The following is a 26,061-nucleotide window of genomic DNA, read 5'->3' on the forward strand; positions in this document are numbered from 1 at the left end:
AATAAAAACTTACAATTCCACAACCCTGACTGCACCAGGGCTTATTTTACAGGAACAGCCCAAATGTCAAAATGTTTCCAATCGCTCATATTTTCGCGTTTTATCGCCTTTTTTTTAGCTTTGGCATCAAATGCTTCAACATAGGTTAAATGGTAGCCCATATCGGCCACCAGGTCATAAAGACTTTGCCTTTCTGCCTTTGATAACTTCGGGAAACACTCAAAAATAAGATTAGGTTTATGTTTTTTCAATAAAGAGGCAATAGACCTGATGATTTCTATATCATAGCCTTCGGTATCAATTTTAATGAGTGAAAAGTTCTTTAGTTCTTCCGGGTAGTTTTCGTTCAGGAAACGCTCCAGATTCACCCCTTTTACTTTTTCATTCAATCCGTATTTTCCGTGCCTGTTCTGCTGTGTTTCGGCTATGCCGCCATTATTATGGGTTGCCTCTGACGAACTGTAAAAAAATCGCCTTCATGGGTTGCAATAGCCAGTTGCAGCGGAATAATGTTGGTAAGTTCTTTATTGAGAGAGGCGTTTTTTTCAAGTATCTTGTAAATGTATGGGTTTGGGTCAAAACCCAGTACAGTGCCTTCTTTGCCAACCGCCAATGCCATTGGTAATGTAGAATCGCCGATGTGGGCACCGATATCAATCACAAAGTCTCCCTTTTTTAGAAAAGCATTGTAAAAATCTACCTGGCTTTGTGTAATATGCTTTTCGGCTTCAAGTGGGTTTTCCCATTTGGCAAAGTTTACTTTACCAAACTGAGGTAAATCATATTCGTCAACTTTATGGCCGTATTCCTTAAAAGTTGTTTTTATTTTGTGTTTTTCAAATTTTCTTTTCAGGTAGGAGAACATAATAAATAATAGGTTTAAATGAATAAAGAATCAGACTACAGCAAGACAAAACATCATTATATCCAAATCTAAAAAAACTATGTAATGTTTTAACGCCTTTTTTAATATAAATTAATTTTTTATTAAAATTGATGTGCGAATTGAACCCCTGGGCAAAAAAAATAAGCTATCTGACTGATATCAAATAGCTTATTGCATATAAATTCTGAAAACAGCTTAATTGCGCTTGCTGATTTCGTCTCTTATTTTAGCGGCTTTTTCGTATTCTTCATTTGCAAGCGCCTGATTAAGCAGGTTGTGCAGTTCTTCCAGATTAAGGTCTTTAAGAGAATCTTTCTTAACTCTCTGCGGGCGGGAAGAAGAAGATACCAGTTCCTGAGGTTCATCGGCGGTTGTGGCATCTTGTGCGGTTATACCTGCATCTGAAAGAATCTGGTCGGTTGTATAAATAGGTACCTGAAAACGCAAACCAATAGCGACCGCATCTGACGGCCGGGCGTCTATTGATTTCTGGCGTATGCCATCAGTACAAATAATTTTGGCATAGAATATACCCTCCTTTAAATCAGAAATAAGAATTTCTTCAACTGTAAAGTCAAATGCACGGGCAAATGACTTGAAGAGGTCGTGCGTCATTGGTCGATTAGGCGTTATACGCTCCATTTCAATCGCAATGGCTTGGGCTTCAAACATTCCGATAATAATCGGTAATCGGCGATTACCAAATTCCTCTGCCAACACCAGCGCAAATGAGCCGGTTTGTGATTGGCTTGGAGAAAGGCCAAGTATTTCTAGTTTTATTTTTTCCACGTTGCAAATATAAGGATTTCTTAAATTGCCCATTCACTTCAACCATAAAAATTAAGAAGCAGTGTATCCTTATATCTGGTAAACTTTCATTCTGTCGTTTTGGTTTCCTTATTTTGCTATAACCAGGCTATGCACAAAAACAAAAAGCCTCTGAAATCGGCTTTCAGAGGCTTTGCTAAGTATAATCAGTTTTTTAGTTCAAATCTTTAACCGCTTTGGTGAGTTTAGGCAATACATCAAACACATCGCCTACAATACCGTAGTCGGCTGCTTTGAAGAACGGAGCCTCGGGGTCTTTATTAATAACCACTATTACTTTAGATGAATTAACCCCGGCCAGGTGCTGAATAGCCCCTGAAATACCGCAGGCAATATACAAATTCGGCGAAACTTTCACACCTGTTTGTCCAACGTGTTCGTGGTGTGGTCTCCAGTCAAGGTCAGAAACAGGCTTTGAGCAGGCCGTTGCTGCACCCAGCGCTTCGGCCAGGTCTAGCAATGGTTGCCAGTGTTCAGGGCCTTTCATGCCTCTGCCACCTGATACCACTAGGTCTGCCTCCGGTAATGACACAGTGCCTGACGCCTTGATGGTTTCTGTTACTTTGGCAGTAAATAGATTATCAGCTAAAGCAGGAGAGAAGGTTTCAACCGTTGCGGCTGTTGTACCTTCTACCGGATTTACCACGTTTTTCTTGATTGCCAAAACCTTAATATCGCTGGTTAAGTTTACATCGGCAAATGCCTTACCCGTAAAAATGCTGCGTTTTACTTTAAAACCACCTGATAAATCTGGTAGTTCTACTACGTTTCCTACTACTGCGGCTTTTAACGTACCTGCAGCGCGTGCTGTTACGGCGTCGGCAAGAGAAGACTTCGCCGTAATTATTACCTTAGCGCCTATTGACTGCACGGCTTCTACCAATACTTTGGCATAGGCCATGCTGTTGGCGGTTTCCAGTTTTGGGTCGTTGGCATGCAAAACTTTGGCAGCGCCATAATGGCCTGCAATGGCCAGCGCGCTGGCATCTGCCTTGCCAATAACCAAAGCTGTAACGGCTGTGACTGATTTTTCGGCCACCTGAGCGCCATAATAAATAGCCTCAAGCGATGATTTTTTGATTGCGCCATCGGCAATCTCTGCAAAAACTAATATAGCCATATTATAAAGTCTTTTCTGAATTGAATAATGTATTAAAGCACTTTGGCTTCTTTATGAAGCAGCTCAATTAATTTTTCTGCTTCATCGGCAGGTATCATCTTGCATGCTCCTTTGGCCGGTGGCAAGCTGTATTTATCTGTAGAGGTAAGCGCCTCGCCCGAAGCCGGAATCACTTTCAACGGTTTGGTACGGGCTGTCATAATACCTCTCATGTTAGGTATTTTCCATTCGGCTATGGGTTCCTGACAGCCCAAAACAAGTGGTAGGGGGGCTTCCAGTTTTTCTTTTCCGCCTTCTATCTCACGGGTCATTTTTGCGGTGCCGGCTTCTATATCTAATTGCATAACCGGCGAGAACGACGGGATGCCCAGTATTTCGCCTACAATACCGTGTACCACACCCGAGTTATAGTCACTGGTTTCGCGGCCCATCAATATCAGGTCATAACTGCCTTCTTTAGCTACTGCCGCTATTTGCTCAGCTACAAAATAAGAGTCGGTAGGGTCGGCATCAACCCTGATGGCATCATCAGCACCAATAGCCAACGCTTTCCGTATTTGTGGCTCGGCATCTGCTTCACCAACATTCAGTACGGTTATACTTGCGCCCGATTTTTCTTTTAATTCTACGGCTCTTGCCAGTGCGTAATCATCGTAGGGTCCGATGATGTATTGTACTCCTGCCTTGTTCAACTTGGTGTCGCCGTCAGTAAAACTGATTTTTGAAGTTGTATCAGGCACATTCGAAATGCAGACTAGTATTTTCATAGTTTTTTGCCCCTTACCCCTAAAGGGAGATAATTATAGAATAGATGCTTTCAGGGGTTTTCTAAAAAGCATTGTATTTATAATATTGAACAATATTTATTGCCTATTTTTGCCTTTTGAGGAGGTGTACCGACAATAAATTGTTATGCGTGCATAACATTACAAAGCTAAATTAAAGAACAATAGTATGCAAGAGGAACGATTAAAAATTTTGTTGAAGTATCTGGAAGAAGAGCCCAATGAGCCCTTTAATATTTACAGCGTGGCTATGGAGTATATGAATACCAACCCGGGCAAAGCGCTGGGGTATCTTGAGAAATTACTGGCAGAGCATCCTGATTACGTGCCAACGTATTACCACGCAGCCGCTTTGTATTTTGAGCTGGAAGAATTTGAAAAAGCTGATGAAGTGTATAAAAAAGGTATAGAAATAGCTCACCAGAAGCAAAATAAAAAGGCTTATGATGAGCTAAACCGAGCTTACAGAATGTTTCTTGACGAAATCGAATAATCAATGATGATATTCGTCTTCTTCCTGAACACTTTTCTTGCCAAACAAGGCTCTGAAAGTATCGGTCATATAAAATATATCCAACACTTTATTGCGGGCCTGTTTCATTGTATAAACCCTGTGGTTTTGTTGTATCTGTTCTTCCAGGTATTTCAGTACATACGCCATGCACTCTTCGTTTACCGAGAAATCGTCAACGATATACATCACAAACCGGTTTTCGGCGGCGCTGTCTGCTAAATATAAAACTAAATGAAAATCTTCTCCTACCAGAAATGCCGCAGTTTTGTCTGTATCAAACTTCCTGAACATCTCGCCGTTATCTACAAGGCAATCAATAATTGCTACCTCGTCTGTTATGATTCTTAATGTTGGTTGCACACGCATAATACCGTCTTTTTTATTGTGTTCTAGTTTGTTGCTTTTCAAATATAACGTAATAATTCAAATTAAATTCACGAAAAGTGAAAAAAAATCTTGGAATAGTATAATTTATAAATTCTAAAATTGCCCAAATCAGGTTTAATTTTGAGTAGTAATACTCAAAAAATTAAGATTTTATCAAAATCTTGTATCGATTTAAGTAATTTCGCTTTCATAAATTAAAAAAAACAGCTTTTGGCCTGAAAAGGTAACTTTCATTTTTGCCCAAAATTTTTTTTTCAATGCGATATAAGACCTCAAAAATCAACACTTCATCAACTAAAAATAATCGTGCCACCTCTGTTTTAATGATTTACACAGGCGGAACACTGGGCATGGTATATGACTCTAAAAGTAAAAGTTTAGTACCTTTTGTTTTTAGTGAGATTTTAACCAACGTGCCAGAGCTACATAGGCTTGAGTGCGAACTAACCACTTTGACGCTTGATAAACCCATTGATTCGTCTAACATGCAGCCGGCAGATTGGGTAGAAATGGCCCGCATTGTGTATGATAATTTTCAGGATTATGATGCCTTTGTGATTCTGCACGGAACTGATACAATGGCCTACACGGCCTCTGCGCTGAGTTATCTGCTTGAAAACCTGAGCAAACCTGTGATACTGACAGGTGCGCAGTTGCCCATTGGCGTAGCAAGAACCGACGCCCGTGAGAATCTGATTACGGCCCTTGAAATTGCATCGGCACAAATTAACGGCCGCCCGGTAGTACCTGAAGTGGCCATATATTTTAATTCTTACCTGCTAAGGGGTAGCCGCGCCAAAAAGAAAGAAAGCAGCCAGTTTAACGCCTTCAGGTCTGATAACTACCCTTTTCTGGCCGAAGTGGGGGTTACAATTGACTACAATTTTCCGTTCATACGCCCGTATCGAACCGATTTACCATTGATACTCCACGAAAAGCTGGATGAAAATGTAATGATATTGAAGCTTTTTCCGGGTTTGCATCGTAATCTGATGCATAATCTTTTTAAAACCACCGGCCTAAAAGGCGTTGTAATGGAAACTTACGGCGCCGGCAATGCACCATCAGAAAGCTGGTTTCTGGAAGAATTGAAAGAGGCGATTGATGCCGGGATAGTGATTTTCAATGTGTCGCAATGTGATGGCGGGCGGGTGTTGCAGGGTACATACCAGACAAGCAGGCAATTGCAGGAAATTGGCGTGGTGAGCGGCTCTGATATAACTACCGAAGCAGCCATAACTAAAATGATGTATCTTTTTGGAAAGGAGGAGTCGCCCGAGCGGGTAAAATTCAATCTGGAACGTGATATTTGTGGCGAAATGTCAGTTTAGAATCGTTTTACTAAACATATAAGGCCCACTTTTATAAGCCTTTATATAGTTGTTTAAAGTAAGATATATCAGGTATATAAATATGCCCATCCTATAAGTAAGAATTGTAGAGGCAGGCGCAGCCATAGCAAAAGTTGTGGCATGCGGTGAAATTTACCCGATGTTGCCATATAAACGTTTGCAGGAAACACCGCAATTAAAAGTACAATTATACCCCAGGCAGCGTAAGTTCTTGTGGCCGGTAACAACAAGCCTGCACCTAAGACAATCTCAGCCATGCCGCTTAACTGCACCATTGCCTTATGATATGGTATGTAAGGTGGCATGGCTTTAATGTAAAACCTCTCGTTAGTAAAGTGCATAATGCCTGCAAAAATATAAATTGCAGCGGCTAAGTATAATCCAATTGACTCTACGGTGCTCATGGTAAGTTGCATTTTAGGCTACGCAAATTAATTTGTTTTTTATAACTATTAACGCTTACTTGGTAATAATATTCAACCAGGCCTCTTACTATGAAAGCGTTACTTACTTTTTGTATGGTATGCGTATATTGCTTTGCCATACGCTCCCAGTCGGGTACCAACAACAAACCCATTGTTAAAGCGGCTTCTGCTTTCCTGCAATTGCTAGACAAAACCCAGCTTGAAAAAATCAGTTATGCTTACGATTCAGAAGAACGTTTCAATTGGTATTTTGTACCAAAAGCCCGAAACGGACTTATGCTGAGAGAAATGACCGACCCACAGAAAGCAGCAGCCATGAATTTACTGAAAGCAACTTTAAGCCAGCAGGGACAGGAGAAAGCCATAGCAATTATGCAACTGGAGATTATACTGAAAGAGCTGGAGAAGGCGCCACCTGAAAGTGATTACCGAAGCCCGGTAAAGTATTATTTTACTATTTTCGGAACACCCAATGAAAACAAGCCCTGGGGATGGCGTTTGGAAGGGCATCATTTGTCGCTTAATTTCTCCTCAGCCTCCGGAAAACTGGCATCAGCTACCCCTTTGTTTTTCGGCAGTAACCCCGGCATTGTGCCAACCGGTGAAAAAAAAGGCTACCAGATTCTTAAAGATGAAGCTAATGATGCTTTTGAACTACTCAATTCATTTTCTGCCGAACAAATAAAAAAAGCAATTGTATCAGATATCGCCCCTAGCGACATCATAACCAGCAATAAACGCAAAATAGGTGCGCTGGCTGATGAAGGCATTACCTTTGCTGAAATGAACGATAGTCAGCAAAAGCTGTTATTGCGGCTGCTAAGTGTTTATATAAAGAACTACCCTCTGGGTTTTTCGAACGAACTAATGCATAAAATAGAAAAGGCCGGATTAAACAAGTTAAGGTTTGTTTGGGCCGGTGGTAGAAAGTATGGAGAATCTAACGGGCATTATTACCGGATTCAGAATGAGGTAATTCTGATTGAATATGATAACACCCAAAACGGTGGAAACCATATACATACCGTAACGCGTGACCTGACCAATGATTTTGGAGAAGATATACTCAGCAAGCACTATGAGCAGGAACATAAATAAAACAAAACAATAATGATGCTGTGGTTATACTTTATCTGGTGGTTTATGTTTGCAGGGCAGCAGTCTGGCTCAAAAACCTATTATGTAAGTGATACCGGGAATGATGCAAACGACGGGCTAAGTATAAAAACAGCCTGGAAAAGTATAGCAAGAGTAAACGAAACCATATTTAAGCCAGCAGACAGCTTATTATTTGAAGGCGGAAAGGTATTTAATGGAACCTTACAACTGGATAGCCTTGATGGTGGCAATGCCGGAAGTTTAATGATAATTGGCAGTTATGGTGGTAAAAAGGCGATTATTAATGCCGGAGTTAACGGTGGATTTTTTGCTCATAATACTCAGGGTATCAGGCTTGAAAATCTGGTTTTTGTCGGAAACGGTGTAGATAAAAACAAGCAGAATGGCATTGAATTTTACAACGGTTACGCATCAAAATGGTTAAGTTCTATTGAAATTGATGGTTGCGAGGTAAAAGGGTTTCATAAGTATGGCCTCCTGATTATAGGCGACAAAAGCGATTCCACCGGCTATAGAAATGTAAAAATAACACATACCATTGTTCATGAAAACGGTGAAGCAGGTATGGCATCATTAGGTAAATATCCGGCAATTCCGCACAAAAACTTCTATCTGGCACATAACAAGGCATATCATAACAAAGGCATTTTAAGCAAAACAAACAATCATTCAGGCAATGGCATTGTAATGGCCGGCATTGATGGCCTATTGATAGAGCAATGTGAAGCATACGAAAATGGGGCAGATAACAGATGCACCGACGGCGGGCCTGTGGGCATTTGGCTATGGGCTTGCAAAAATGGCATTATTCAGAATTGCGAGTCTCATCATAACCATGCCGGAATGACCAAAGATGGGGGAGGTTTTGATATTGACGGTGGGGCGTCAGATTGTGTTATCAGAAATTGCTACTCCCACGATAACGAAGGTGCAGGATATCTGCTGGCTCAATTTGATTGCCCGCTCAAATTCAGCCGTAATAAAATTATCAATAATGTAAGCCGTAATGATGGTCTGAAAAACAATTACGGCAGTATTACCTTATGGGGGCAAAATGCCCAAAACAGTGTAAACAATAGCATTATAAGTGGTAATAAATGCTTTGTGGAGGCAAAAGGCGTTAAGAACGGAAAACCCTGTGGCGTTCGTTTGTCGGGTTCTTATTTTAATGTTGTAAAGTTGTACAATAATTACTTTGAGATTGCAAAAAATGCCCGATACATTAATGCAGATACAGAAGTAAGTGCTGCAAGTGTACACTTTAAAAACAACAAACTTAAACAAAAGTAGTGTTATGAAATACCGTTTATTATGTCTGGTAGCTTTAGTCTGGGCTCAATCATACGCCCAGAAAAAAACCACAGATGCATATTTTCCTGCTTACAATAACTGGCTGCAAAAAAAGCCTGCAGAACTGGGCCTGAACGGAGCAAAACTGGCAGATGCCATCAACTTTGCCGTAGCGAATGAGTCAAAGAATCCGCGAAATATGGAGGTGTCGCATTACCAGAGCTTTGGTAAAGAACCATTCGGCTTTGCTATTGGTCCATTTGCCGAAAGGGGTGCACCCACCGGGCTTATTATCTACAAAGGGTATATAATTGCCCAGTGGGGCGAGCCTGACAGATGCGACATGACCCACAGCGTAACCAAGAGTTTTCTTTCAACAGTGGTTGGGCTGGCCGTTGACAAGGGATTGATAAAAAATGTAAATGACACGGTAGCCCCTTATGTGCCACCTATTGAAACTTATGGACAACCTGTAAGCCGCCCGGCAGATGATTTTGGTAAGCCTGAATTAATAAACCTGTTTGATACCCCTCATAACAAAACCATTACCTGGGATGCCCTTTTAAGACAAACCAGCGATTGGGAAGGAACGCTTTGGGGAAAACCCGACTGGGCAGACCGGCCAGATAAAGATGCAGCGCTATGGCAGGGCAGACCCAGACACAAGCCAGGCTCGGTTTATGAATATAATGATGTACGGGTAAATGTGCTTTCGCTGGCGGCGCTGAGTGTATGGCGCAAACCATTGCCGCAGGTGCTGAAAGAACAGATAATGGATAAAATTGGGGCATCAAATACCTGGCGATGGACCGGCTACCGAAATTCGTGGGTAGTTTTGGACGGACAAGCCGTGCAATCGGTAAGTGGTGGAGGGCATTGGGGAGGCGGAATGTTTATTAATGCCTATGATATGGCCCGCTTTGGCCTTTTGACATTGCATAGAGGCAAATGGAACGGCCAGCAGTTGTTATCTGAAAACTGGGTAAAACAGGCATTGACTCCAACCACGGCCGAACCAACTTATGGCTATATGAACTGGTTTCTGAACACCGATAAAAAGTTATTACCAAGTGCCGCTGCCAATGCGTTTTATCATCTGGGTAACGGTACCAACATGGTTTATGTAGACCCTGACCACGAGCTGGTAATGGTAACCCGCTGGATAAGCACCAATGCCATGGATGGATTGGTGAAAAGAGTTTTGGAAGCCTTTAATATGTAATTAACTTTTCAATTCTACTAACATCAATGGAGCAAAAAATAAATAAATTAAAAGGTAGAGATTCGCCATCCGATATAACAAATCTTGAAAGGGCAGTTAGTCTCTGCAATATTGCAATGTTTACTATTGATTTACAACTTAGACGTTTAAACTCTGAAGAGCCTGAGGATAGAGTTTTTTTATATCGTCAGTTTGCTGATTTACATTTTATGATAGTGGCACTTATACGACTTAGAAGGGCGGCAATTATTGCTACGAATATTACTGATGTGTCTACCAAAATTAAAGAAGCCATTTCGTCTTTTGATAAAGCATTATATATGCTAAAAGATATGCGTGATGTCCAAGAGCATATAGATGAATATGCAATCAATAAAGGGAATTTAAAAAAAATAGATAGGACACAATTACAGGTAGGTGTATTGACAAATAATACAATTTATGAGTGGCTAGGCAAAACATTTGACGCTAATATAGCTCGTAGTGAAGCAGTTAAATTATATGAAGCAGTAAAAAAAGCGTTTGATGACTTTAGAGTTTAATAATAAGAGAAATCGTAACTTTAAAGAATAGCTTAATTCAACTAATTTATAATCTATTTAAATCTTCTATGAAAATAACCTTTTTTAGTCTTCTATTGAACGTGTTTTGCCTTTCGAGCTTTGCCCAGAACGCAGGCAAGAAAGAAATTTACGAAATAAGAGAGTACGAAATGCGTTTCGGCTCTCCGGCGGCAAATTTTGAAAACTATTTAAAAAATGCCCTGATTCGAGCGCTAAACAGATTAGGTGTAAAAAACGTAGGCGTGTTTAAGGAAACCGGTAAATCTGAGCCGGCTAAAATTTATGTCATTATCCCTTATGCATCTATTGAACAATACGGCAGCATCAATGCACAGTTAAAATCAGATATTAAGTTTATGGAGGCAAGTGCCGAATATAATGCGCTTCTGCCTGAAAAAGCTCCTTATACCAGATTTACCTCTTCTCTGCTACTGGCTTTTGACGGCCTTCCGCAAATGATAAAACCCAAAGCCGAGCAAAGATTCTTTGAATTAAGAACCTACGAAAGTTTTTCGGAAGATGCTTCACGCCGGAAGATAAAGATGTTTAATGATGAAGAAATAAAGATTTTCTACAACACGAAATTGAATCCGGTTTTTTTCGGAGAAGTTATAGCCGGAGACCACCAGCCTTGTATCACCTATATGCTTACGTTTAAAAACATGGAAGACAGAGACGCCAGCTGGAAAGCTTTCAGCGCCGATGCAGACTGGAAACGGGTAGCGCCAATGCCCGAATACGCCAATACGGTGTCTCGTATTATAAGAGTTTTTTTAGAACCAACCGCTTATTCACAAATTTAACTGAATGAAAACCGTTTTCTCTATTATTGCAGGGCTTTCAATAGCTTTGCAGGTAAATGCTCAGAATCCTACCTATGCAGAAAGACTGGGTTACCCCAAAGGAGCCAAAGTAATTATTATGCATGTTGATGACGTAGGGATGTCGTACGACTCAAACATCGGCGCTATCAAAGCTATGGAAGAAGGAGTGGCTAATTCGCTGAGTGTAATGATGCCTTGCCCCTGGGTACCAGGCTTTGTACATTATATGAAGCAACATCCTAAAACAGATGCCGGGTTACACCTGACACTCACCTCAGAATGGAAAGACTACCGCTGGGCACCATTGGCCGGTAAAGCTGCCGTACCGAATCTGGTAGATGAAGAAGGCGCAATGTGGCGCAATGTACAAAGTACAGCTACGCATGCATCGGCCGATGATATTGAAAAGGAAATCAGAAGCCAGCTGGACAGAGCCCGGACAATGGGTTTTGAACCCACACACATGGACTCGCACATGGGTACACTCTTTGCCAGACCTGATTTTCTGGAGCGTTACCTGAAAATAGGTATGGAACAAAAAATACCGGTGATGTTTCCGGGAGGGCACGATTACATGATAAGAAAAGAAATCGGAAACCTGGGCCTTCAACTTGGGCAGGCACAGGCAATAGGTAAAAAATTATGGGATGCCGGGCTACCCGTGCTTGACGATTTACACAACGTTAGTTATGAGTGGAATCAGTACAAGAATCAGAAAGTAAGCGACGAAGTATTGCAGAAATACAAAACCCAGAAATACATTGAGTCGTTTAAAGACCTTCAACCGGGTGTAACGATGGTTATTATGCATTGTACGGCCACAACCGAGGTTTTTGAACACATTTCAGACTCCGGCAATAACCGCAGAGGAGATTTACTGGCCATGCTTGATCCTGCGCTTAAGAAGTACATACAGGATAACGGCATAATAATGACCACCTGGAGAGAATTGAAAGAAAGAAGAGATAAAGTGAAATAATGACAAAATAAAGTCCCGGCAGGAAAAACTCTACCGGGACTTTTGCATTCTTACTTAAAACTTCACTGTGCCATAAGCACTTTCATCAGTATATTCTTTTCCGGTTACGATACTGCTTAACATTTTAATGCCCACAATTATTTTGTTTGATGCGCTATCCCAATACTCGGCTTCATGAGCCATTACCCTTATCAGGGTTAGATTCGGGTCATCCTTTCCTTCCGGAAACCATGCTTTGGCAAAGGGTGTCCAGAACTCATCAATTTTCTTTTGGTCGTCTACCTGCTCAGCTTCACCCATAATACACACATAAGTATTATCAGAAGGCGATGAATAACAGACACACACATGGGCATTTGACTTTATTTCATCAATTTTACCCGAGTCTTTTGCGGTCAGAAACCAGATATTTCCCTCTTCATCCATACCTTGCGTTGCCATGGGTCTGCTTCTGATATGCCCATTATCATCATTCGTACATAGCATGGCAAACTTAATATCTTTCACCATCTCACGTATATCCTGGCGGGTTTTTGTCTCCATATTATTCATCGTATTAAAGTCGTTTGGTTCAGCGGTATTTGAATTAAAAAACGCGTTCCAGCGCTATTAAATGCGGATTTAAGTCACAGAAGCAATCGGTGAGGAGAGAAATCAACAGTATGTCGGGTAATTTAATTCTCCGGTTTTATGATTATGCTTAAAATCATACTGTGGTATGACTTTTTTCTTTCTTCGGATTAGAATTTATTCCCAATTTCACAGAAAGTTAAAGCCAAAGATAAAAAACATTTATTCCCATGAACAAGCTAAATGAAGAAGCATTGAGAAGCCTGAAACAACTCCGGGAAATTAATACTGTGAGAGCCAAGGGGTATCAGAAAGCTGTGGATATGACTAAGAACGGAAGTTCAAAAAAGTACTTCGAGGTCAAAATAAACGAGAGCAAATCTCTTAGTGAGTTTATTGACCGCTCGCTTGAAATTGTAAACGAGCCTGAAAGTAACCTACGTAAGCTGGAAGAAGACAAACTGCATCAATCGCAGTTTTATTACACAATGGCTGCATCGTCTACAAACCCGCGTACAGTGGCGGTTTCATGCCAGTTGGGTGATAAATTTGCAGAAAAAGCCTATGCTTCGGCTCTTAGCGTACTTCAACTGTTATCATGGCCTGAAGTAAAAAGCGTTCTTGATGTGCATGTTTCAAATCTGAGAAAATCGTTTGAATCAACACAAGAGGCATTTGATCTGGCTTTTATCTATTGATAAGCACAAATTACACAACCACACAATTACTGAATAACTGCATGGATCTTAGAACTGAATCGCCGTTCTGGCTGATGAAGAACGGCATCGTACGCTCATATCCTTCCTTAAAACAATCGTGTACTATTGACGTGGCCATTCTGGGCGGAGGTATTACCGGCGCTTTAATTGCCTATCATCTCACCAAAGCAGGCATTTCTTCAATCATGCTCGACAAACGAAAAATTGGTATGGGTAGTACCTGCGCCAGCACCTGTTTGTTACAATACGAAATTGATACGCCTTTGGGCGAGCTGAGCCGGCTTGTTGGAAAAAAGAAAGCAGAGCAAAGCTACCTGATGTGTATTGAAGCCATTGATAAAATTCATGCAATTACGAAGTCTTTTAAAGCAGACGTAGGTTTTAGTTATAAAAAAAGTTTTTACTATGCTTCAAAAGAAAAAGATGCAGAGGAAATCAGGTCTGAGTATGCGTTAAGAAAAGAGATAGGCATTGAACTGGATATACTTGAACGAGACGATATAAAGGCACTTTTCCCATTTGAGGCGCCAGCCGGCCTGATGTCGGCAGCCGGTGCGCAAATAGACGCGTACAGTTTTACACATGAGCTACTCAATCAATCAATTAAAAACGGGCTCGGGGTTTTTGATAACACAGAGGTTGTAGAAATAAACCAAAGCAAGGCAGGAGTAGAACTGAAAACCAACTACGGTGAAACCGTAAAGGCTAAAACACTGATAATTGCCTGTGGGTATGAGTCGCAGGCTTATGTACCCAAAAAAGTAGTGGATTTTAACTCTTCTTTTGCCATTGTGAGCGAGCCAATTGAAAACCCAACCCTATGGCATGAGAACTGTCTAATTTGGGAAACGGCCCGCCCGTATTTGTATATCAGAACTACAGATGACGGCCGGATATTGGTAGGCGGAAAAGATGAACCTTTTTATAATCCGGAAAAAAGAGACAGGATGACAACAAAAAAAGGCAAGCTTTTGAAAGAGGCCTTTATGAAAAAGTTTCCGGATATTGATTTCAGAACTGACTTTTGCTGGTCTGGCACCTTTGCCGAAACCAAAGACGGGCTTCCGTATATTGGTACTATTGCCGGGCAACCAAATACTTACTATGCGCTTGGTTTTGGTGGCAACGGTATTGTGTTCAGCCAGATAGCAGCAGAGATGATTAAAGACAAAATGTTAGGTAAAAAGCATGAAGGACACGAAATCTTCAAGTTTACGCGATAAGATAAAAATGGTATTTTATCAGTGCCCGTCATTGCAATAATAACTTAGTAATTATATACAAATGAGCCTTTTAATGACTGATGGTTGAACATAAAAAAAGCGGGGTTTTCAAAAGAAAACCCCGCTTTTTTGGGCTTAATTACCCATTTAAAGTATAATTGTGCAGATTTGGATTTATTTTTTTTGTGCGAATTCAGTAAGCGATTTTATATATTGTGTGAATTTAAGTAGCTATTATAAATCTATTATAAGATTTATAAATGACTTTTAATTGTGCAATTACGAATTTTTATAAAACATCGCTGAAAAATTAAAACAAGGGGTATAACAAAAACTATACCCCTGTTTGACTTTCACAACCACTATAGAATCCACGATTAATATGATTAACTAAGCCAGCTTTTAACTTTATCTTTCGCTTCTTTGGCTTTGTCAGACACTTTATCGCCTAAATCATCAGCTTTTTCTTTTGTTTTTTCCCAGGCCTCAGAGGCCTCCTGTTTGGTTTCCGACCACTTGTCTTTTACGTTTTCTTTGGTTTCAGACCACTTTTCCTTAGCGTTTTCGCTGGTGTCTTCCAATTTCTCCTTTGAATCCTCATAAGCGTTTGCAGCTTTATCTTTCAGATTTTCAGCGGTATCTTTTACTTTATCTTTTAACTCTTCTCTTTCAGTTTTCATAGTCTTTGTGTTTTAATGATAAAAAAAATTATTCAGCCTTAACGGTGTCGCTTTTTACTACTGCAGATGAATCCTGTGGACTAAGTGAACCGAATCTTCCACCTTTATCAGGACCCCCAACTGTAATAAACCCGCCAATCCAGGCTATTATTAAAAAAAACAGCACTAGCCCTACAACCCAAAGTAACATTTTCTTTAGATTGAGATTTTTCTCTTCGTGTACCTGTTCTTCAACGTCTTTGTCGATTGGTTCGTTTTGATTGTTTTTGTCTGGTATTTTCATGGTTGCAGATTTAATGCTTCTTCAATCAAAAAAGCTATACCTACAAAAAAACCGGTTTTTTGAAGCTGGTTTGGGGTTGTAATTCCACACGATGAGCAGCCGGACGAGGAAAATCGGCAACTTTTGCAATGGCCAGACGGCGAAGCTCACAGCTATTTTGTAAGTGAGATTGTTTAGAATTAAGCCTAAAGCCAGCACTGAAGAAGAGGCATGTGTATAAAATGCCTGAAAATGAAGCAAACCAGGCAATGATGAAGAAAAGAAGGCTGCCGGAAAACAGCAAGTACACGGCAGCCAGAAGTATAAGTTAGATGTCAGAAATCGATATGGCAGTTAATCCACTCACCATCAAATCTGGTCGGAAAATTCTTTCTGTAAAAGTTAATGGCCGGCTCGTTCCAGTCCAGCACCTGCCACATAATACCCGTACAATTGGTTTTGTGGGCCTCTTCAATTGTTTTGTCAAACAATTGTTTGCCCAGCCCGTTACCACGCATAGCCTCGGTAACCACTATGTCTTCCAGATACAGCCGTTTGCCTTTCCATGTAGAGTAACGGAAATAATATATAGATATTCCTTGTATTTTACCATCAACCTCGGCCACAAAACAACCAAATATTTTGTTTTTTCCGAAGCCATCTTTCAGCATCATTTCTACCGTGTTGGTAACCTGTTCCGGCGCTTTTTCATAAACGGCTAGTTCATATACCAGATCAAAAACCTGTGGTACATCCTCTTTTCTTATTTTTCTAATCTTTATTTTCATTAATAGGTTGTTTAATGGTTAGCAGTAGGCGCTTCTATTCAGTAACGTAATTCTCCCATTTGGCAAGCACATTCATAAAGTCTTGTGGTAGTTCGGTATCAAACTGCATCCATTGCTTGGTGCGAGGATGTATAAAACCCAGTGTTTTGGCATGGAGCGCCTGCCGTGGCATTAATTCAAAGCAGTTTTCTACAAATTGCTTATATTTATTAAATACCTGGCCCCTCAGAATTTTATCGCCACCATACTCGGCATCATTAAACAAAGGATGCCCCAGGTGTTTCATGTGTATGCGTATCTGGTGTGTACGGCCTGTTTCAAGGTTACATTGCACCAGCGACACATAACGCAAGTCTTTCAGGATTTTGTAATGCGTAATGGCTTCTTTGCCGTAATCGCCATCCGGATACACATCAGATACTTTGCGGTTTCTAAGGCTGCGGCCAATATAATTATGAATTGTACCGGTTTCTTCTTTCGGTACACCCCAAACCAAAGCATAGTATGTTCTTTCAATTGAATGCTCAAAAAACTGATTGGCCAGGTAGGTCATGGCATAATCGTTCTTGGCAATAACAAGTAAGCCGGATGTATCTTTATCAATGCGATGCACCAGACCGGGGCGGATTTCGCCGTTGCGATGGGTAGGCAGGTTTTGCAGGTAATAAATTAAACCGTTTACCAGCGTGCCTGTCCAGTTGCCAAAGGCAGGGTGTACCACCATACCTGCAGGTTTGTTGATAATCAGGATGTCGTCGTCTTCATAAACAATATTGAGTGGGATATCCTCAGGTATCAGCTCGGTATTGCGTGGAGGCTTAGGCAAAGAATAGGTGATAACATCAAACGGTTTAACCTTATAGCTTGCCTTGGCCGATTGACCGTTTACCTTAATGGTTTCGGCATCAATGGCGTTCTGGATGCGGTTGCGCGAAATATTCTTTGAAAAATGCGGCAGGTATTTATCAAGGCGCATCAAAGCCTGGCCTTTATCCACCACAATCCGCTGGTGTTCATAAAGTTCTTCCTCGTCGTCGTTATCTATATTATCTTGTATTTCAGACATTCTGATTAATTTTGGAGCTAATCCTGTTTTTTGTGCAAAGATATGTTTGATTTTGAAAAAATACTAAATCTGCCCTCTCCATTAGCGCCTTTGACCGACACCGCCTTTGATGAAAAAGCGCTGAAAGTTTATGTAAAAAGAGATGATTTAATACATGCGCAGATTTCGGGCAACAAATGGCGCAAGCTAAAGTATAATTTGCTGCAGGCAAAAAGTAAGGGTTATAGCAAGCTGATAACCTTTGGCGGGGCGCATTCTAATCATTTATATGCAATGGCTGCGGCTGGCAAGTATCTGGGTTTTGAAACCAGAGGAATAATAAGAGGCGACGAACTGAACGAAAACTCAAGCATTACCTTACAGTACGCACATCAATGCGGTATGCATTTACTGTTTGTCTCAAGAGAAGCCTACCGTGAAAAAGAAAATCTGCTGAGTATTTATAGAAAAGACGATGAATACATAGTGCCGGAAGGCGGCAGCAATGCACTGGCAATGGCAGGGGTAGCAGAAATGTATCAGGAAATAACAAGCCAGCTGGGCTATGCGCCCGATTATATTTTTTGCCCGATAGGGTCTGGCGGAACAATGGCCGGTTTAATTAATGTTACAGACCAAACCAGAATAATGGGAGTATGTGTACTTAAAAACGCCGAGTATCTTGAAACCGAGATACTGAATCTGATTGAAAACAAGGTTAATCTGAATAAAAAGAACTTCAGGTTTTTTCATGATTTTCATCAGGGCGGTTATGCTAAAAATAAACCCGAATTGAAAAGTTTTATAGAATGGTTTCAGCAGAAACATGGTTTTGATATTGAACACGTTTACTCGGGCAAAATGTTTTATGCGTTTTATGAATTGTTAAAAACCGAAATCAGGCCAGATAGTACCGTTGTATTAATTCATACAGGTGGCTTACGCTGATTCTGCCAAATTTAAATACATTTGTATCTTGTCTTAAGATTCATTCAACCAAAATATTAAACCTCTTCTCTATGCAAATTGAAGTATTCAACGATTCTCAGGAATTAGCCACGCATACAGCGAAATTTATCATTAATACAGTAAAAGAAAAACCCACAGCCACATTTATACTCACATCGGGTGACACCCCAGTGCAGAGCTATAAAAAAATTGTTGAGCTGGCTCAACCGGAAGACTTTGCACAAGCCACCTTTATAGGCCTCGACGAATGGGTTGGCATACCTGCCACAAGCGAGGGCAGTTGCAGGTATATTGTAGAAGAGAATCTACTGAAACCTTTAGGAATTAATACAGCGCAATATACTTTTTTTGATTCGATGACGGAAGACCTCCAAAGCGAATGCAAAAGGGTAGACCAGCTGATATTTGATAAAGGCGGAGTAGATGTTATACTGGTTGGAGTAGGGCTGAACGGGCATATTGGATTAAACGAGCCGGGGACCAGCTTTGATTTATACAGCCACGTATCAAAACTGGCGGATATTACTATCAGCACCGGGCAGAAATACTTTCAGCAAAGTACCGACTTGTCGCAGGGTATAACTATTGGCTTAAAGCACCTTTTGGAAGCAAAGACAGCCATTCTGATAGCTACCGGAGAGAGAAAGGCGGATATACTGAGAGAAATAGTCGCTCAGGAACCCAACATTAATCTGCCGGCCACGGTCTTTAAAAAACATACCAATGGCCAGGTTTGGATAGATAAAGCAGCTGCATCGTTTTTAGAATAGTATGGGTATCAGCAAAATAAAACCCGGATAAATGTAGCATACCTACATTTTCCCGGGTTTTATTGTTTGTTTTATTAATTGGCTATCCATTGCATAATCAGCCCGGTTATATAACCGCAATAGGTGCCGATGGCATTGCCCAGAATAGCCAATAAAACACCAATAGGAGCTAGCGACGGGTGAAAAGCCGCTGCCACCACAGAGGCCGACGCCACACCACCCACGTTAGCCTGCGACCCAACAGCCGTAAAAAAGAATGGCGCCCTTACCAGCCTGGCTGCCACTAAGGTGAACACTGCATGGGTGAGTATCCAGACCAGACCGACAATGAGCAGCGTTGGATTGCTGAAAGCATCAAAAATATGCAATTGCATTCCGATAGTTGTAATGAGTATATACAAAAATAAGGTGCCGAATTTGGTGGCTCCCAGTGCCTCCAGCTGGCGGGCTCTGGTGGTTGATAATACCAAACCGGTAGAAGAAGCAATGGTAACTATCCAGAATGATTTTGAGGCCAGACTGTACGCTTTTAAAGCAGGATAGTGAGTTTCAATAAACGGAGCGATGTTATCGGCAAGTAAATGTGAAAAAGCGGTTATGCCAAAGCCCACGGCCATAAGGATGGTCAAATCCTGAAAATCGGGGTTCTTTTGTTTTATTCCGTCAGTTTCAACTTTTATTCTTATTTCGTCAATTACTGTGGCATCTGCTTTCATTTTTTTGTCGAGTATGGTGGCTTTTCCAACAAAGTAAAGAAGCAGACCCAGCCATAACTCAGAAAACAGTACGTCTATTACACTGGTTTGAGCAAAAACATTGGGCGCAGGCTGAAATATCTCTTTTAGCGCCAGTTGATTAGCGTTGCCGCCTGTCCAGCTACCGGCAATAGTGGCCAGTCCGCGCCATACTTCTTCACCATTTCTGTTTAAAAAGCCGGGGTCTATTGCTTTGCCCACCATTAAGCCTAGCGGCCCGCCTGCCATTACGCCCAGCGCGCCAATCAGAAAAACAAAAAGAGCTTTACCGCCGAGCTTTTTAATGGACTGGAAATCGATACCCAATGTAAAAAACACCAGGCAGCACGGAAGCAGGAATCTTGAGGCGGTTTCATCAAGCTGAGACTCAGCCGCTGAAATCACGTTAAACGAACTCAACAGGCCGGGTATAAAAAAGCAAAGAAGAATAGGAGGTACAACTTTATAGAATTTACTGAAGGTTTTTACTTTAGTTGAATAGAATATGAGTGCAAGTGTACCCAGCAGAATGCCCAGCACAATGGCGTCGTTAGTAAATATCGGGGTGTCAGGTTTCATTGATGGTTTCAGTTCGGCATAAGGGGTTCGGTAAACATTTTTTAATAGGTTGATTAAGCCGGAAGACCCGAAAAAACGGTTCCTGGAGGCCTTAAAACGCGTTAAATAAAAAACACGCAATCCTCAATTCGGAACTGCGTGTCGCAATTACACTTCATCAACAAACTAAAAACCAAATAATGTTTTTGCTAAGCAAACATACTTAAAAAAAAAGTATGAAAGAAATTTATCCATAAATCTTTCATACTTCACGCTGTAAGAGGGGGACTCGAACCGCCCACGGTGTAGTTAGCCACAGTACAAATTTTGGTGGTCAATCCCAGTCGACTAAAATTGTCCGGCTTTATGCTGCGTTTGTCCTATTATCACCACCCCCGAGACAGGAGGGCATGGCTGCCAATTTCATCACCTTACATTATCATGTCAGAGTTCACTATTTGTTCCCTTTTGACACTACAAAGATACGGCAAAAAATCTGACTGTTGCAAATTTTATATAAATATTATTTAAAATTTAGATAATCGTTAAAATTGAATTAATTTTATTGACAAATTATCAAAAACCTACTAATCTAATGGACAAAAATTTCGAAATTGACAAAACAGACCTGAAGATATTGTCATTATTAATGCAGGATGCCAAAATGCCTTACACTGCCATTGGAGAAAAAATCTTTGTTTCGGGTGGAACCGTACACGTTAGGATGGCAAAAATGGAACAAATGGGCATTGTAAAAGGTTCACAGCTGATTGTTGACCCCATTAAACTCGGTTGGGACATCAGCGCATTTATTGGTATCTATCTTGATAAAAGCTCTTTGTATGACGAGGTGGCTGACCAACTGGAAAAAATACCAGAGGTAGTAAGCATTAATTATACAACAGGTATGTATAGTATTTTTGCCAAAATTGTTTGCAGAGATACACCGCATTTGAGAGAGGTGCTGCACGACAAAGTGCAGAAAGTACAAGGTATACAACGAACTGAAACTTTCATATCTCTGGAAGAACGCACTGTCAGACCCATTCCTTTGCTTTAATAGCTTACTATTTTTTCAATTATCAACAGCAAAGCCATATCTAAATTCTTACTTTTGTGGTGTGTAGTTACTTAACTATCTGCCATGAGTAATGAATTTTAAAAAAAATAAACAAAACCTGCTTTTTATTTTTGCAGCCCTGTTGCTGCCGGTAATATATGGCATTGTGTTTGTAAGAAATTTCAGCCTGCCTGTAACCGGAGGCGGTGATATTGACGAATGGGAGTTTGTAGGCTATTATCTTTCAGAAAACCTCAGATTTGATATATTTCCGCAGTTAAATTTAAGGCAAAACCAGACACTCTATCCTTTTGGTGTTACTCAGGTTTTTTCAGACTGGTCGCTTGAAAGCAATTATTGGTATGCATTGTTTTATAAATGGCTTGGGCATGGTGCCTGGCTTAATTACTATTATGTATTAAGTCTGATAATATCATTTCTGGGTTCTTATTTGCTGTTAAAGAAAGATTTTGGGCCAAGAAAAGCCTTTTTTGCTGGCTTTGTGGTAACATTCTTCAATTTTTATGCTTTGCATAAATACCCATACCATTTTAATCATAGTACCATACACTGGACCATCCTGAGCATATTTGCTGATTTTGTTTTAATCAAGAGAATTGTTTTGAAAGAGAAAATCTCATTGAAATGGGTTTTCCTGAAAGCATTTGTGCTGATTGCTACTTTGGGTATGAATCTGGGATATATCTGTGGCTACGCCCTTAGCAGTTTTATGCTTAGTCTTTTTGTGGCTGCCATTGTGCTCATTTACAGGTATCTGAATAACGATAACCAGGTTTTGGGCTATTTTTCTGATTGGGCCAGAGAATTGCAGCAGAATAAAGGGTTGTTTTTGGGTCTCGCGGTTCCGCCTCTGCTATTGTTGTATTTTTACCTGCCGCTTGTTTGGCAGATTTATCAGGAGTCTAATCTGGTATATTATCGGAATACTGAAAAGACGGTGGCCATGTGGAGCCATCCGCTTAGAATGCTGTTTCCGTATTTTCCTTTTTTTGATGTAACGTTTTATCCGCTAACGGATATTTTAAAAGATAAACCAGAGGGGCTTGGTTCTGGTAGCCCCGGCTGGTTTTGCCTGATTACAGGTATAACGGGCTTGTGGCTAAACCGCAAAAAATACTGGCTGGCTTTTTTGCCACTGCTAATTCTTCTGTTGCTTTATACGTTTTATCACCCAAACCGGGTGCCAACAGTAAAGATTTTCCCCTGGGGTACTTACAACCGGGTACCATCCAGATTTACCTCCATTTTACCGGTTATTTTCACGTGTTTCTTTTTAACTGTTAACTTTTACCAGGTAAAATATCGTAATTGGCTGATTGGTATTATGTGTATTACCGGACTTACAGAATTGGTGGTTGTTTACAGAAGCCTTTATAATAAATTGCCTTATGAGGTTGATAGCAATTTTTTCAATTACATGGGTATTATTGAAAAACAAAAAGGGGAGGCCGTGCTTGATTTTCCTTTTTGTATTGTAGGCGGCGATGGTTCTGGTATGAAAGAAAACCTTTGTCCGCTTTATGAAAAAACCTGCAACATTTATGCTTTGAGGCGCTTCCACCATAAAAAAGTAATGGGCGCTTATTACAGTTACATACAACCACAAACCATCAGAAGTTTTACAAAAATAAATGTATCTGCCATGCAAACGCTTCATCCGTTTAATCCTGAAGTTAAGCGCGAACGGCTGGAAGACCTGACAGAAGAACAACTCGCATATTTGGTGAAGTACCTTCAGTATAACGATTTTTGCGGAATAAACCTGTGCATTGATTTGATTTCTGAACAAACTTACAACAGAATTGTTAAGACAATAGGTATGCCTATTGCAGCAACAGTATTACCTGGAGCCGGCAGAGCGGTTTTTATACCTAAACCAGACGAATGGCGAAAATTGGTGAATCCGGAGAAGGTTTTATCTATGAGGTTTCCGTGTGGTTGTTATTAAAAATATATTATTTTAACATTAATTGAGCCAAACAGCTTTTTATTGTTAAAAAAAAATCTTTATTTTACGATAATGCTCACAATTTTTTGAATTACTATTAATTTAGAAGTATAGCCTCATGGCCAAATTATTTCATTTACAAACGTATTCTTCAGAAAAAGGAAGTCTGACGGTGTTTGAAAAAATACTTCCCGAAGGCATAAGAAGAATCTTTTACATTTACGACGCAAAGAATCAGGTTAGGGGAGGACACAGACATAAACTGACTAATAATGCATTAACCTGTGTAAGCGGTAGTTGTAAAGTGTTTGTTGATAACGGAGAAGAACAACAGATTTTTGATTTAGATACCCCTGATAAATGTTTGCTTCTGGACCCAAGAGATTGGCATGAAATGTACGATTTTTCTGACAACGCCGTATTACTTGTGCTTTCAGACCAGTTTTATGATAAAGAAGATTACATTTTTGAGCGATATCCAGAAAAAGAACTCCACACAGGCAGTAAAGTTACAGTTCGGTAATGAAACTATAGCTAAACTCCCATTCTGCTATTGAAGAAGAATGGGAGTGATAGAAAAAATTATTGTATTAAGCTTTTTAGGCAACTAACAGAGTCAGCCTTTAAAAGATTCTCCTCTTTCTTTCAGTAGATTTTCTTGTTCAGGTATTCTCGGATCCTCATAAACTGTTCCGTTATTGAGTTTAAACTTCTTTGGTTCAACTCCCGGCGCTTCTCTATGATACGGAAGGGCTTGTGCAGACGAATAATGGCAAACGAATGACTTTCGGGTTTGATTAGGGTCGTTGATAATAGAGCCGCCATGAACTAACGCAGAATGCCAGATTAACACGTCACCTTTTTTAATAAGTAAAGTCTGCTTTTCCAGGTTTAGTTCTTTACACTGGTCGTCAAGGTATCTGGCATAATCAAGTGGTGTTTTGGTAGAATATTGTCCGCTATAAAAAATGCCGTTTCCGAAGTTGAACTTCTTTACTTTTTTATGCGACCCTGCAAAATAATATAAAGGCCCCGAGTTGATATGGACATCTTCCACAGGGATCCAGGCAGCAGCTAAATTGCTGGGTATCTTTGCTGTAACCCAGGGATAATCGGCGTGGGTAGGTTGCTGACTTCCATACAGAAAGCTAAGGCTTTGCATGCCTACCACCGGACTGTTAAAAATGGCTTCAAGGAAACTAATAATATCTTTATATAAAAATAGTTTTTTAGCAGCTAAGCTCTGGTTATGGAAATCATTAATTTTAACCATTTTGCCTAAAATCTGCCCGGTTGTCCATTCATAGGCGTGTCGCATTAATTTGGGTTTAAATTCATCACGGTCAATCTGAACGTAGGTTTTAAACTTTGATGGGTTGTTAATGAGCTCCATTACATCAGACCAATACAAATCAATGAGTTCGTGAGGTATAACCTGCTCTAAAACTACGTACCCGTTTTCTTTCCAGAAATTTAGTTTTTCTTCCAGATTATAGGGTAAATCAGCTCTTTGCTGATGAGTTTTTAAGAATTCACTGATATCTGCATTTTCTCTGTCAATCCAGGGAAGTGTTTCAGTGTCGAAATCGCGTGGACCATTAATGCGATAGTAGATTTTTTTCGCAAGTTCTTTTAGTTGGGACATGGTGGATTGTTAAATTTTTTGCCGAATTTAGCATTATGAAGCTAAAACCACAACAAAAGTTTATTATTTTAATGTAACCTTCTCTGCTAAATTTTTACCTGATTTTATAAGCTTATAATGTTTCAATGATTATATTATGATTGGTATAAATGCATATATCAGCTGCAATATTTAATCCTTCCTGCACCATCTCAATAGCGCTCATATCAGTTGCATGTCGTTTTAAGGCAATAGCTGCCGACTGCGCAAACATACTACCAGAGCCAATAGCCGCAATCTGATTATCAGGCTCAAGTACATCGCCTGTACCCGATATAACCAGCATTTCGGTTTCATTGGCCACAATCAGCATGGCTTCCAGCTTACGAAGGTACCTGTCCATGCGCCAGTCTTTGGCCAGTTCAATGGCGGCTCTTTTCATGTTGCCACCATAGCTGTTAAGTTTGTCTTCAAATCTTTCTATCAGTGTAAAGGCATCGGCGGTTGAGCCGGCAAATCCTGCCAGTATTTTGCCTCCATGTAGTTTTCTTACTTTACGAACATTGCTTTTAGCAATGGTGTTTCCCATGGTTGCCTGGCCGTCTGCTCCTAAGGCAACTTTACCATTATGTATTACACCAAGTACGGTGGTTGAGTGTATTTTTTCCATTGTTAATTTTTATTATCGGCCACAGGCCCACTATCATAAGCTATTATTAATCCAGATACGGTTGTGGCTATATAACAACCTGTACAAAGAAATAAATCCCTCATGTATTCACTGAGGGATTTATCC

Annotated in this window: 31 protein-coding genes; 15 read left to right on the top strand and 16 right to left on the bottom strand. The window is 40.4% G+C overall.

The window, feature by feature from the left end; translation table 11 throughout:
- Window positions 1–41 precede the first annotated feature (41 nt).
- The 5 genes from MB380_RS10140 to MB380_RS10160 form a co-directional block, all read right to left on the bottom strand.
- Window positions 42–428 (bottom strand): FkbM family methyltransferase, encoded by a 387-nt coding sequence (locus tag MB380_RS10140; RefSeq protein WP_409014710.1) that lies wholly within the window; start codon window positions 426–428, stop codon window positions 42–44.
- Window positions 425–865, bottom strand: coding sequence for an FkbM family methyltransferase (locus MB380_RS10145; RefSeq protein ID WP_253535180.1), 441 nt, complete (start codon window positions 863–865; stop codon window positions 425–427). Before MB380_RS10145 ends, MB380_RS10140 begins: the two co-directional genes overlap by 4 nt.
- Window positions 866–1,081: 216 nt before the next feature.
- Complete coding sequence (locus MB380_RS10150; RefSeq protein ID WP_253535182.1) at window positions 1,082–1,675, bottom strand: bifunctional nuclease family protein; 594 nt, start codon at window positions 1,673–1,675, stop codon at window positions 1,082–1,084.
- Window positions 1,676–1,868: 193 nt separating this feature from the next.
- Window positions 1,869–2,834 carry an electron transfer flavoprotein subunit alpha/FixB family protein gene (locus tag MB380_RS10155; protein ID WP_253535184.1) on the bottom strand — a complete coding sequence of 322 codons (966 nt, stop codon included), beginning with the start codon at window positions 2,832–2,834 and terminating at the stop codon, window positions 1,869–1,871.
- 32 nt (window positions 2,835–2,866) lie between these two features.
- Entirely contained in the window at window positions 2,867–3,601 is a 735-nt protein-coding gene (locus MB380_RS10160) for an electron transfer flavoprotein subunit beta/FixA family protein (RefSeq protein ID WP_101727109.1), read from the bottom strand.
- Between the two features lie 187 nt (window positions 3,602–3,788).
- On the opposite strand from MB380_RS10160, the gene MB380_RS10165 reads away from it, so the two are divergent.
- Window positions 3,789–4,112, top strand: coding sequence for a tetratricopeptide repeat protein (locus MB380_RS10165; RefSeq protein WP_253535186.1), 324 nt, complete (start codon window positions 3,789–3,791; stop codon window positions 4,110–4,112).
- On the opposite strand, the gene MB380_RS10170 is transcribed toward MB380_RS10165, so the two are convergent.
- Window positions 4,113–4,499 (bottom strand): hypothetical protein, encoded by a 387-nt coding sequence (locus tag MB380_RS10170; RefSeq protein WP_253535187.1) that lies wholly within the window; start codon window positions 4,497–4,499, stop codon window positions 4,113–4,115.
- Window positions 4,500–4,777: 278 nt separating this feature from the next.
- Between MB380_RS10170 and MB380_RS10175 the strand changes: the two genes are divergently transcribed.
- Window positions 4,778–5,851, top strand: a complete 1,074-nt coding sequence (locus tag MB380_RS10175; RefSeq protein WP_253535189.1) for an asparaginase — start codon at window positions 4,778–4,780, stop codon at window positions 5,849–5,851.
- Between the two features lie 68 nt (window positions 5,852–5,919).
- On the opposite strand, the gene MB380_RS10180 is transcribed toward MB380_RS10175, so the two are convergent.
- Window positions 5,920–6,276, bottom strand: coding sequence for a DoxX family protein (locus MB380_RS10180; RefSeq protein ID WP_253535191.1), 357 nt, complete (start codon window positions 6,274–6,276; stop codon window positions 5,920–5,922).
- A 90-nt stretch (window positions 6,277–6,366) separates the two neighbouring features.
- Between MB380_RS10180 and MB380_RS10185 the strand changes: the two genes are divergently transcribed.
- From MB380_RS10185 to MB380_RS10210, 6 genes are all read left to right on the top strand, one after another.
- On the top strand, window positions 6,367–7,395 hold the full coding sequence (locus MB380_RS10185; RefSeq protein ID WP_253535193.1) for a DUF3500 domain-containing protein: 1,029 nt from the start codon (window positions 6,367–6,369) through the stop codon (window positions 7,393–7,395).
- A 12-nt stretch (window positions 7,396–7,407) separates the two neighbouring features.
- Window positions 7,408–8,706 (top strand): right-handed parallel beta-helix repeat-containing protein, encoded by a 1,299-nt coding sequence (locus MB380_RS10190; RefSeq protein ID WP_253535195.1) that lies wholly within the window; start codon window positions 7,408–7,410, stop codon window positions 8,704–8,706.
- 4 nt (window positions 8,707–8,710) lie between these two features.
- Window positions 8,711–9,928, top strand: a complete 1,218-nt coding sequence (locus MB380_RS10195) for a serine hydrolase (protein WP_253535197.1) — start codon at window positions 8,711–8,713, stop codon at window positions 9,926–9,928.
- Between the two features lie 26 nt (window positions 9,929–9,954).
- Window positions 9,955–10,470 carry a hypothetical protein gene (locus MB380_RS10200; protein WP_253535199.1) on the top strand — a complete coding sequence of 172 codons (516 nt, stop codon included), beginning with the start codon at window positions 9,955–9,957 and terminating at the stop codon, window positions 10,468–10,470.
- A 68-nt stretch (window positions 10,471–10,538) separates the two neighbouring features.
- The gene (locus MB380_RS10205; protein WP_253535201.1) at window positions 10,539–11,294 is read left to right on the top strand and encodes an NIPSNAP family protein; all 756 of its coding nucleotides are present in this window, start codon (window positions 10,539–10,541) and stop codon (window positions 11,292–11,294) included.
- A 4-nt stretch (window positions 11,295–11,298) separates the two neighbouring features.
- Window positions 11,299–12,294 (top strand): polysaccharide deacetylase family protein, encoded by a 996-nt coding sequence (locus MB380_RS10210; RefSeq protein ID WP_253535203.1) that lies wholly within the window; start codon window positions 11,299–11,301, stop codon window positions 12,292–12,294.
- Between the two features lie 54 nt (window positions 12,295–12,348).
- Here MB380_RS10210 and MB380_RS10215 read toward each other — a convergent pair whose 3' ends face one another.
- Window positions 12,349–12,837, bottom strand: a complete 489-nt coding sequence (locus MB380_RS10215) for a pyridoxamine 5'-phosphate oxidase family protein (RefSeq protein WP_253535205.1) — start codon at window positions 12,835–12,837, stop codon at window positions 12,349–12,351.
- Window positions 12,838–13,094: 257 nt separating this feature from the next.
- On the opposite strand from MB380_RS10215, the gene MB380_RS10220 reads away from it, so the two are divergent.
- Both MB380_RS10220 and MB380_RS10225 read left to right on the top strand, forming a co-directional pair.
- Window positions 13,095–13,562 carry a hypothetical protein gene (locus MB380_RS10220; protein ID WP_253535207.1) on the top strand — a complete coding sequence of 156 codons (468 nt, stop codon included), beginning with the start codon at window positions 13,095–13,097 and terminating at the stop codon, window positions 13,560–13,562.
- A gap of 41 nt (window positions 13,563–13,603) precedes the next feature.
- Window positions 13,604–14,806, top strand: a complete 1,203-nt coding sequence (locus tag MB380_RS10225; RefSeq protein ID WP_253535209.1) for an FAD-binding oxidoreductase — start codon at window positions 13,604–13,606, stop codon at window positions 14,804–14,806.
- A gap of 386 nt (window positions 14,807–15,192) precedes the next feature.
- Here MB380_RS10225 and MB380_RS10230 read toward each other — a convergent pair whose 3' ends face one another.
- The 4 genes from MB380_RS10230 to MB380_RS10245 all read right to left on the bottom strand — a co-directional run bounded on the left by MB380_RS10230 (window position 15,193) and on the right by MB380_RS10245 (window position 17,602).
- Window positions 15,193–15,486: a YtxH domain-containing protein gene (locus MB380_RS10230; RefSeq protein ID WP_253535211.1), complete on the bottom strand. Its 294-nt coding sequence runs from the start codon at window positions 15,484–15,486 to the stop codon at window positions 15,193–15,195.
- Between the two features lie 28 nt (window positions 15,487–15,514).
- Complete coding sequence (locus MB380_RS10235) at window positions 15,515–15,769, bottom strand: hypothetical protein (RefSeq protein ID WP_253535213.1); 255 nt, start codon at window positions 15,767–15,769, stop codon at window positions 15,515–15,517.
- Between the two features lie 314 nt (window positions 15,770–16,083).
- The gene (locus MB380_RS10240; RefSeq protein WP_253535215.1) at window positions 16,084–16,536 is read right to left on the bottom strand and encodes a GNAT family N-acetyltransferase; all 453 of its coding nucleotides are present in this window, start codon (window positions 16,534–16,536) and stop codon (window positions 16,084–16,086) included.
- Between the two features lie 34 nt (window positions 16,537–16,570).
- Complete coding sequence (locus MB380_RS10245; RefSeq protein ID WP_253535229.1) at window positions 16,571–17,602, bottom strand: RluA family pseudouridine synthase; 1,032 nt, start codon at window positions 17,600–17,602, stop codon at window positions 16,571–16,573.
- Window positions 17,603–17,644: 42 nt separating this feature from the next.
- Between MB380_RS10245 and MB380_RS10250 the strand changes: the two genes are divergently transcribed.
- On the top strand, window positions 17,645–18,529 hold the full coding sequence (locus tag MB380_RS10250; RefSeq protein WP_253535231.1) for a 1-aminocyclopropane-1-carboxylate deaminase/D-cysteine desulfhydrase: 885 nt from the start codon (window positions 17,645–17,647) through the stop codon (window positions 18,527–18,529).
- Between the two features lie 71 nt (window positions 18,530–18,600).
- A complete protein-coding gene (locus MB380_RS10255) occupies window positions 18,601–19,320 on the top strand; it encodes a 6-phosphogluconolactonase (RefSeq protein ID WP_253535232.1) in 720 nt (239 codons plus the stop codon).
- Window positions 19,321–19,394: 74 nt separating this feature from the next.
- Here MB380_RS10255 and MB380_RS10260 read toward each other — a convergent pair whose 3' ends face one another.
- On the bottom strand, window positions 19,395–20,633 hold the full coding sequence (locus tag MB380_RS10260; protein WP_253535233.1) for a DUF819 domain-containing protein: 1,239 nt from the start codon (window positions 20,631–20,633) through the stop codon (window positions 19,395–19,397).
- A gap of 574 nt (window positions 20,634–21,207) precedes the next feature.
- Between MB380_RS10260 and MB380_RS10265 the strand changes: the two genes are divergently transcribed.
- From MB380_RS10265 to MB380_RS10275, 3 genes are all read left to right on the top strand, one after another.
- The gene (locus MB380_RS10265) at window positions 21,208–21,672 is read left to right on the top strand and encodes an Lrp/AsnC ligand binding domain-containing protein (protein ID WP_253535234.1); all 465 of its coding nucleotides are present in this window, start codon (window positions 21,208–21,210) and stop codon (window positions 21,670–21,672) included.
- A gap of 91 nt (window positions 21,673–21,763) precedes the next feature.
- A complete protein-coding gene (locus tag MB380_RS10270; protein WP_253535235.1) occupies window positions 21,764–23,641 on the top strand; it encodes a hypothetical protein in 1,878 nt (625 codons plus the stop codon).
- Between the two features lie 118 nt (window positions 23,642–23,759).
- On the top strand, window positions 23,760–24,164 hold the full coding sequence (locus MB380_RS10275; RefSeq protein WP_253535236.1) for an FdtA/QdtA family cupin domain-containing protein: 405 nt from the start codon (window positions 23,760–23,762) through the stop codon (window positions 24,162–24,164).
- Window positions 24,165–24,257: 93 nt separating this feature from the next.
- Here the strand turns inward: MB380_RS10275 and MB380_RS10280 are convergent, their stop codons facing one another.
- The 3 genes from MB380_RS10280 to hslV all read right to left on the bottom strand — a co-directional run bounded on the left by MB380_RS10280 (window position 24,258) and on the right by hslV (window position 25,935).
- Window positions 24,258–25,286, bottom strand: a complete 1,029-nt coding sequence (locus MB380_RS10280) for a phytanoyl-CoA dioxygenase family protein (RefSeq protein ID WP_253535237.1) — start codon at window positions 25,284–25,286, stop codon at window positions 24,258–24,260.
- A 63-nt stretch (window positions 25,287–25,349) separates the two neighbouring features.
- Complete coding sequence (locus MB380_RS21955) at window positions 25,350–25,412, bottom strand: KxYKxGKxW signal peptide domain-containing protein (RefSeq protein ID WP_390890896.1); 63 nt, start codon at window positions 25,410–25,412, stop codon at window positions 25,350–25,352.
- On the bottom strand, window positions 25,399–25,935 hold the full coding sequence (gene hslV / locus MB380_RS10285) for an ATP-dependent protease subunit HslV (protein WP_253535238.1): 537 nt from the start codon (window positions 25,933–25,935) through the stop codon (window positions 25,399–25,401). Before hslV ends, MB380_RS21955 begins: the two co-directional genes overlap by 14 nt.
- Window positions 25,936–26,061: the final 126 nt, after the last annotated feature.

Source organism: Emticicia sp. 21SJ11W-3, from assembly GCF_024138715.1.
GTDB classification, from domain to species: domain Bacteria; phylum Bacteroidota; class Bacteroidia; order Cytophagales; family Spirosomataceae; genus Emticicia; species Emticicia fluvialis.

Bases quoted from the DNA above. Each gene is read 5' to 3' on its own strand.
- MB380_RS10155 (WP_253535184.1), bottom strand. From the start codon at position 2,834: ATGGCTATATTAGTTTTTGCAGAGATTGCCGATGGCGCAATCAAAAAA.
- hslV (WP_253535238.1), bottom strand. From the start codon at position 25,935: ATGGAAAAAATACACTCAACCACCGTACTTGGTGTAATACATAATGGT.
- MB380_RS10190 (WP_253535195.1), top strand. From the start codon at position 7,408: ATGATGCTGTGGTTATACTTTATCTGGTGGTTTATGTTTGCAGGGCAG.
- MB380_RS10255 (WP_253535232.1), top strand. From the start codon at position 18,601: ATGCAAATTGAAGTATTCAACGATTCTCAGGAATTAGCCACGCATACA.
- MB380_RS10195 (WP_253535197.1), top strand. From the start codon at position 8,711: ATGAAATACCGTTTATTATGTCTGGTAGCTTTAGTCTGGGCTCAATCA.
- MB380_RS10265 (WP_253535234.1), top strand. From the start codon at position 21,208: ATGGACAAAAATTTCGAAATTGACAAAACAGACCTGAAGATATTGTCA.
- MB380_RS10205 (WP_253535201.1), top strand. From the start codon at position 10,539: ATGAAAATAACCTTTTTTAGTCTTCTATTGAACGTGTTTTGCCTTTCG.
- MB380_RS10200 (WP_253535199.1), top strand. From the start codon at position 9,955: ATGGAGCAAAAAATAAATAAATTAAAAGGTAGAGATTCGCCATCCGAT.
- MB380_RS10245 (WP_253535229.1), bottom strand. From the start codon at position 17,602: ATGTCTGAAATACAAGATAATATAGATAACGACGACGAGGAAGAACTT.
- MB380_RS10275 (WP_253535236.1), top strand. From the start codon at position 23,760: ATGGCCAAATTATTTCATTTACAAACGTATTCTTCAGAAAAAGGAAGT.
- MB380_RS10225 (WP_253535209.1), top strand. From the start codon at position 13,604: ATGGATCTTAGAACTGAATCGCCGTTCTGGCTGATGAAGAACGGCATC.
- MB380_RS10160 (WP_101727109.1), bottom strand. From the start codon at position 3,601: ATGAAAATACTAGTCTGCATTTCGAATGTGCCTGATACAACTTCAAAA.
- MB380_RS10270 (WP_253535235.1), top strand. From the start codon at position 21,764: ATGAATTTTAAAAAAAATAAACAAAACCTGCTTTTTATTTTTGCAGCC.
- MB380_RS10210 (WP_253535203.1), top strand. From the start codon at position 11,299: ATGAAAACCGTTTTCTCTATTATTGCAGGGCTTTCAATAGCTTTGCAG.
- MB380_RS10170 (WP_253535187.1), bottom strand. From the start codon at position 4,499: ATGCGTGTGCAACCAACATTAAGAATCATAACAGACGAGGTAGCAATT.
- MB380_RS10250 (WP_253535231.1), top strand. From the start codon at position 17,645: ATGTTTGATTTTGAAAAAATACTAAATCTGCCCTCTCCATTAGCGCCT.
- MB380_RS10280 (WP_253535237.1), bottom strand. From the start codon at position 25,286: ATGTCCCAACTAAAAGAACTTGCGAAAAAAATCTACTATCGCATTAAT.
- MB380_RS10215 (WP_253535205.1), bottom strand. From the start codon at position 12,837: ATGGAGACAAAAACCCGCCAGGATATACGTGAGATGGTGAAAGATATT.
- MB380_RS10185 (WP_253535193.1), top strand. From the start codon at position 6,367: ATGAAAGCGTTACTTACTTTTTGTATGGTATGCGTATATTGCTTTGCC.
- MB380_RS10165 (WP_253535186.1), top strand. From the start codon at position 3,789: ATGCAAGAGGAACGATTAAAAATTTTGTTGAAGTATCTGGAAGAAGAG.
- MB380_RS10240 (WP_253535215.1), bottom strand. From the start codon at position 16,536: ATGAAAATAAAGATTAGAAAAATAAGAAAAGAGGATGTACCACAGGTT.
- MB380_RS10180 (WP_253535191.1), bottom strand. From the start codon at position 6,276: ATGAGCACCGTAGAGTCAATTGGATTATACTTAGCCGCTGCAATTTAT.
- MB380_RS10235 (WP_253535213.1), bottom strand. From the start codon at position 15,769: ATGAAAATACCAGACAAAAACAATCAAAACGAACCAATCGACAAAGAC.
- MB380_RS10175 (WP_253535189.1), top strand. From the start codon at position 4,778: ATGCGATATAAGACCTCAAAAATCAACACTTCATCAACTAAAAATAAT.
- MB380_RS10230 (WP_253535211.1), bottom strand. From the start codon at position 15,486: ATGAAAACTGAAAGAGAAGAGTTAAAAGATAAAGTAAAAGATACCGCT.
- MB380_RS10145 (WP_253535180.1), bottom strand. From the start codon at position 865: ATGTTCTCCTACCTGAAAAGAAAATTTGAAAAACACAAAATAAAAACA.
- MB380_RS10260 (WP_253535233.1), bottom strand. From the start codon at position 20,633: ATGAAACCTGACACCCCGATATTTACTAACGACGCCATTGTGCTGGGC.
- MB380_RS10220 (WP_253535207.1), top strand. From the start codon at position 13,095: ATGAACAAGCTAAATGAAGAAGCATTGAGAAGCCTGAAACAACTCCGG.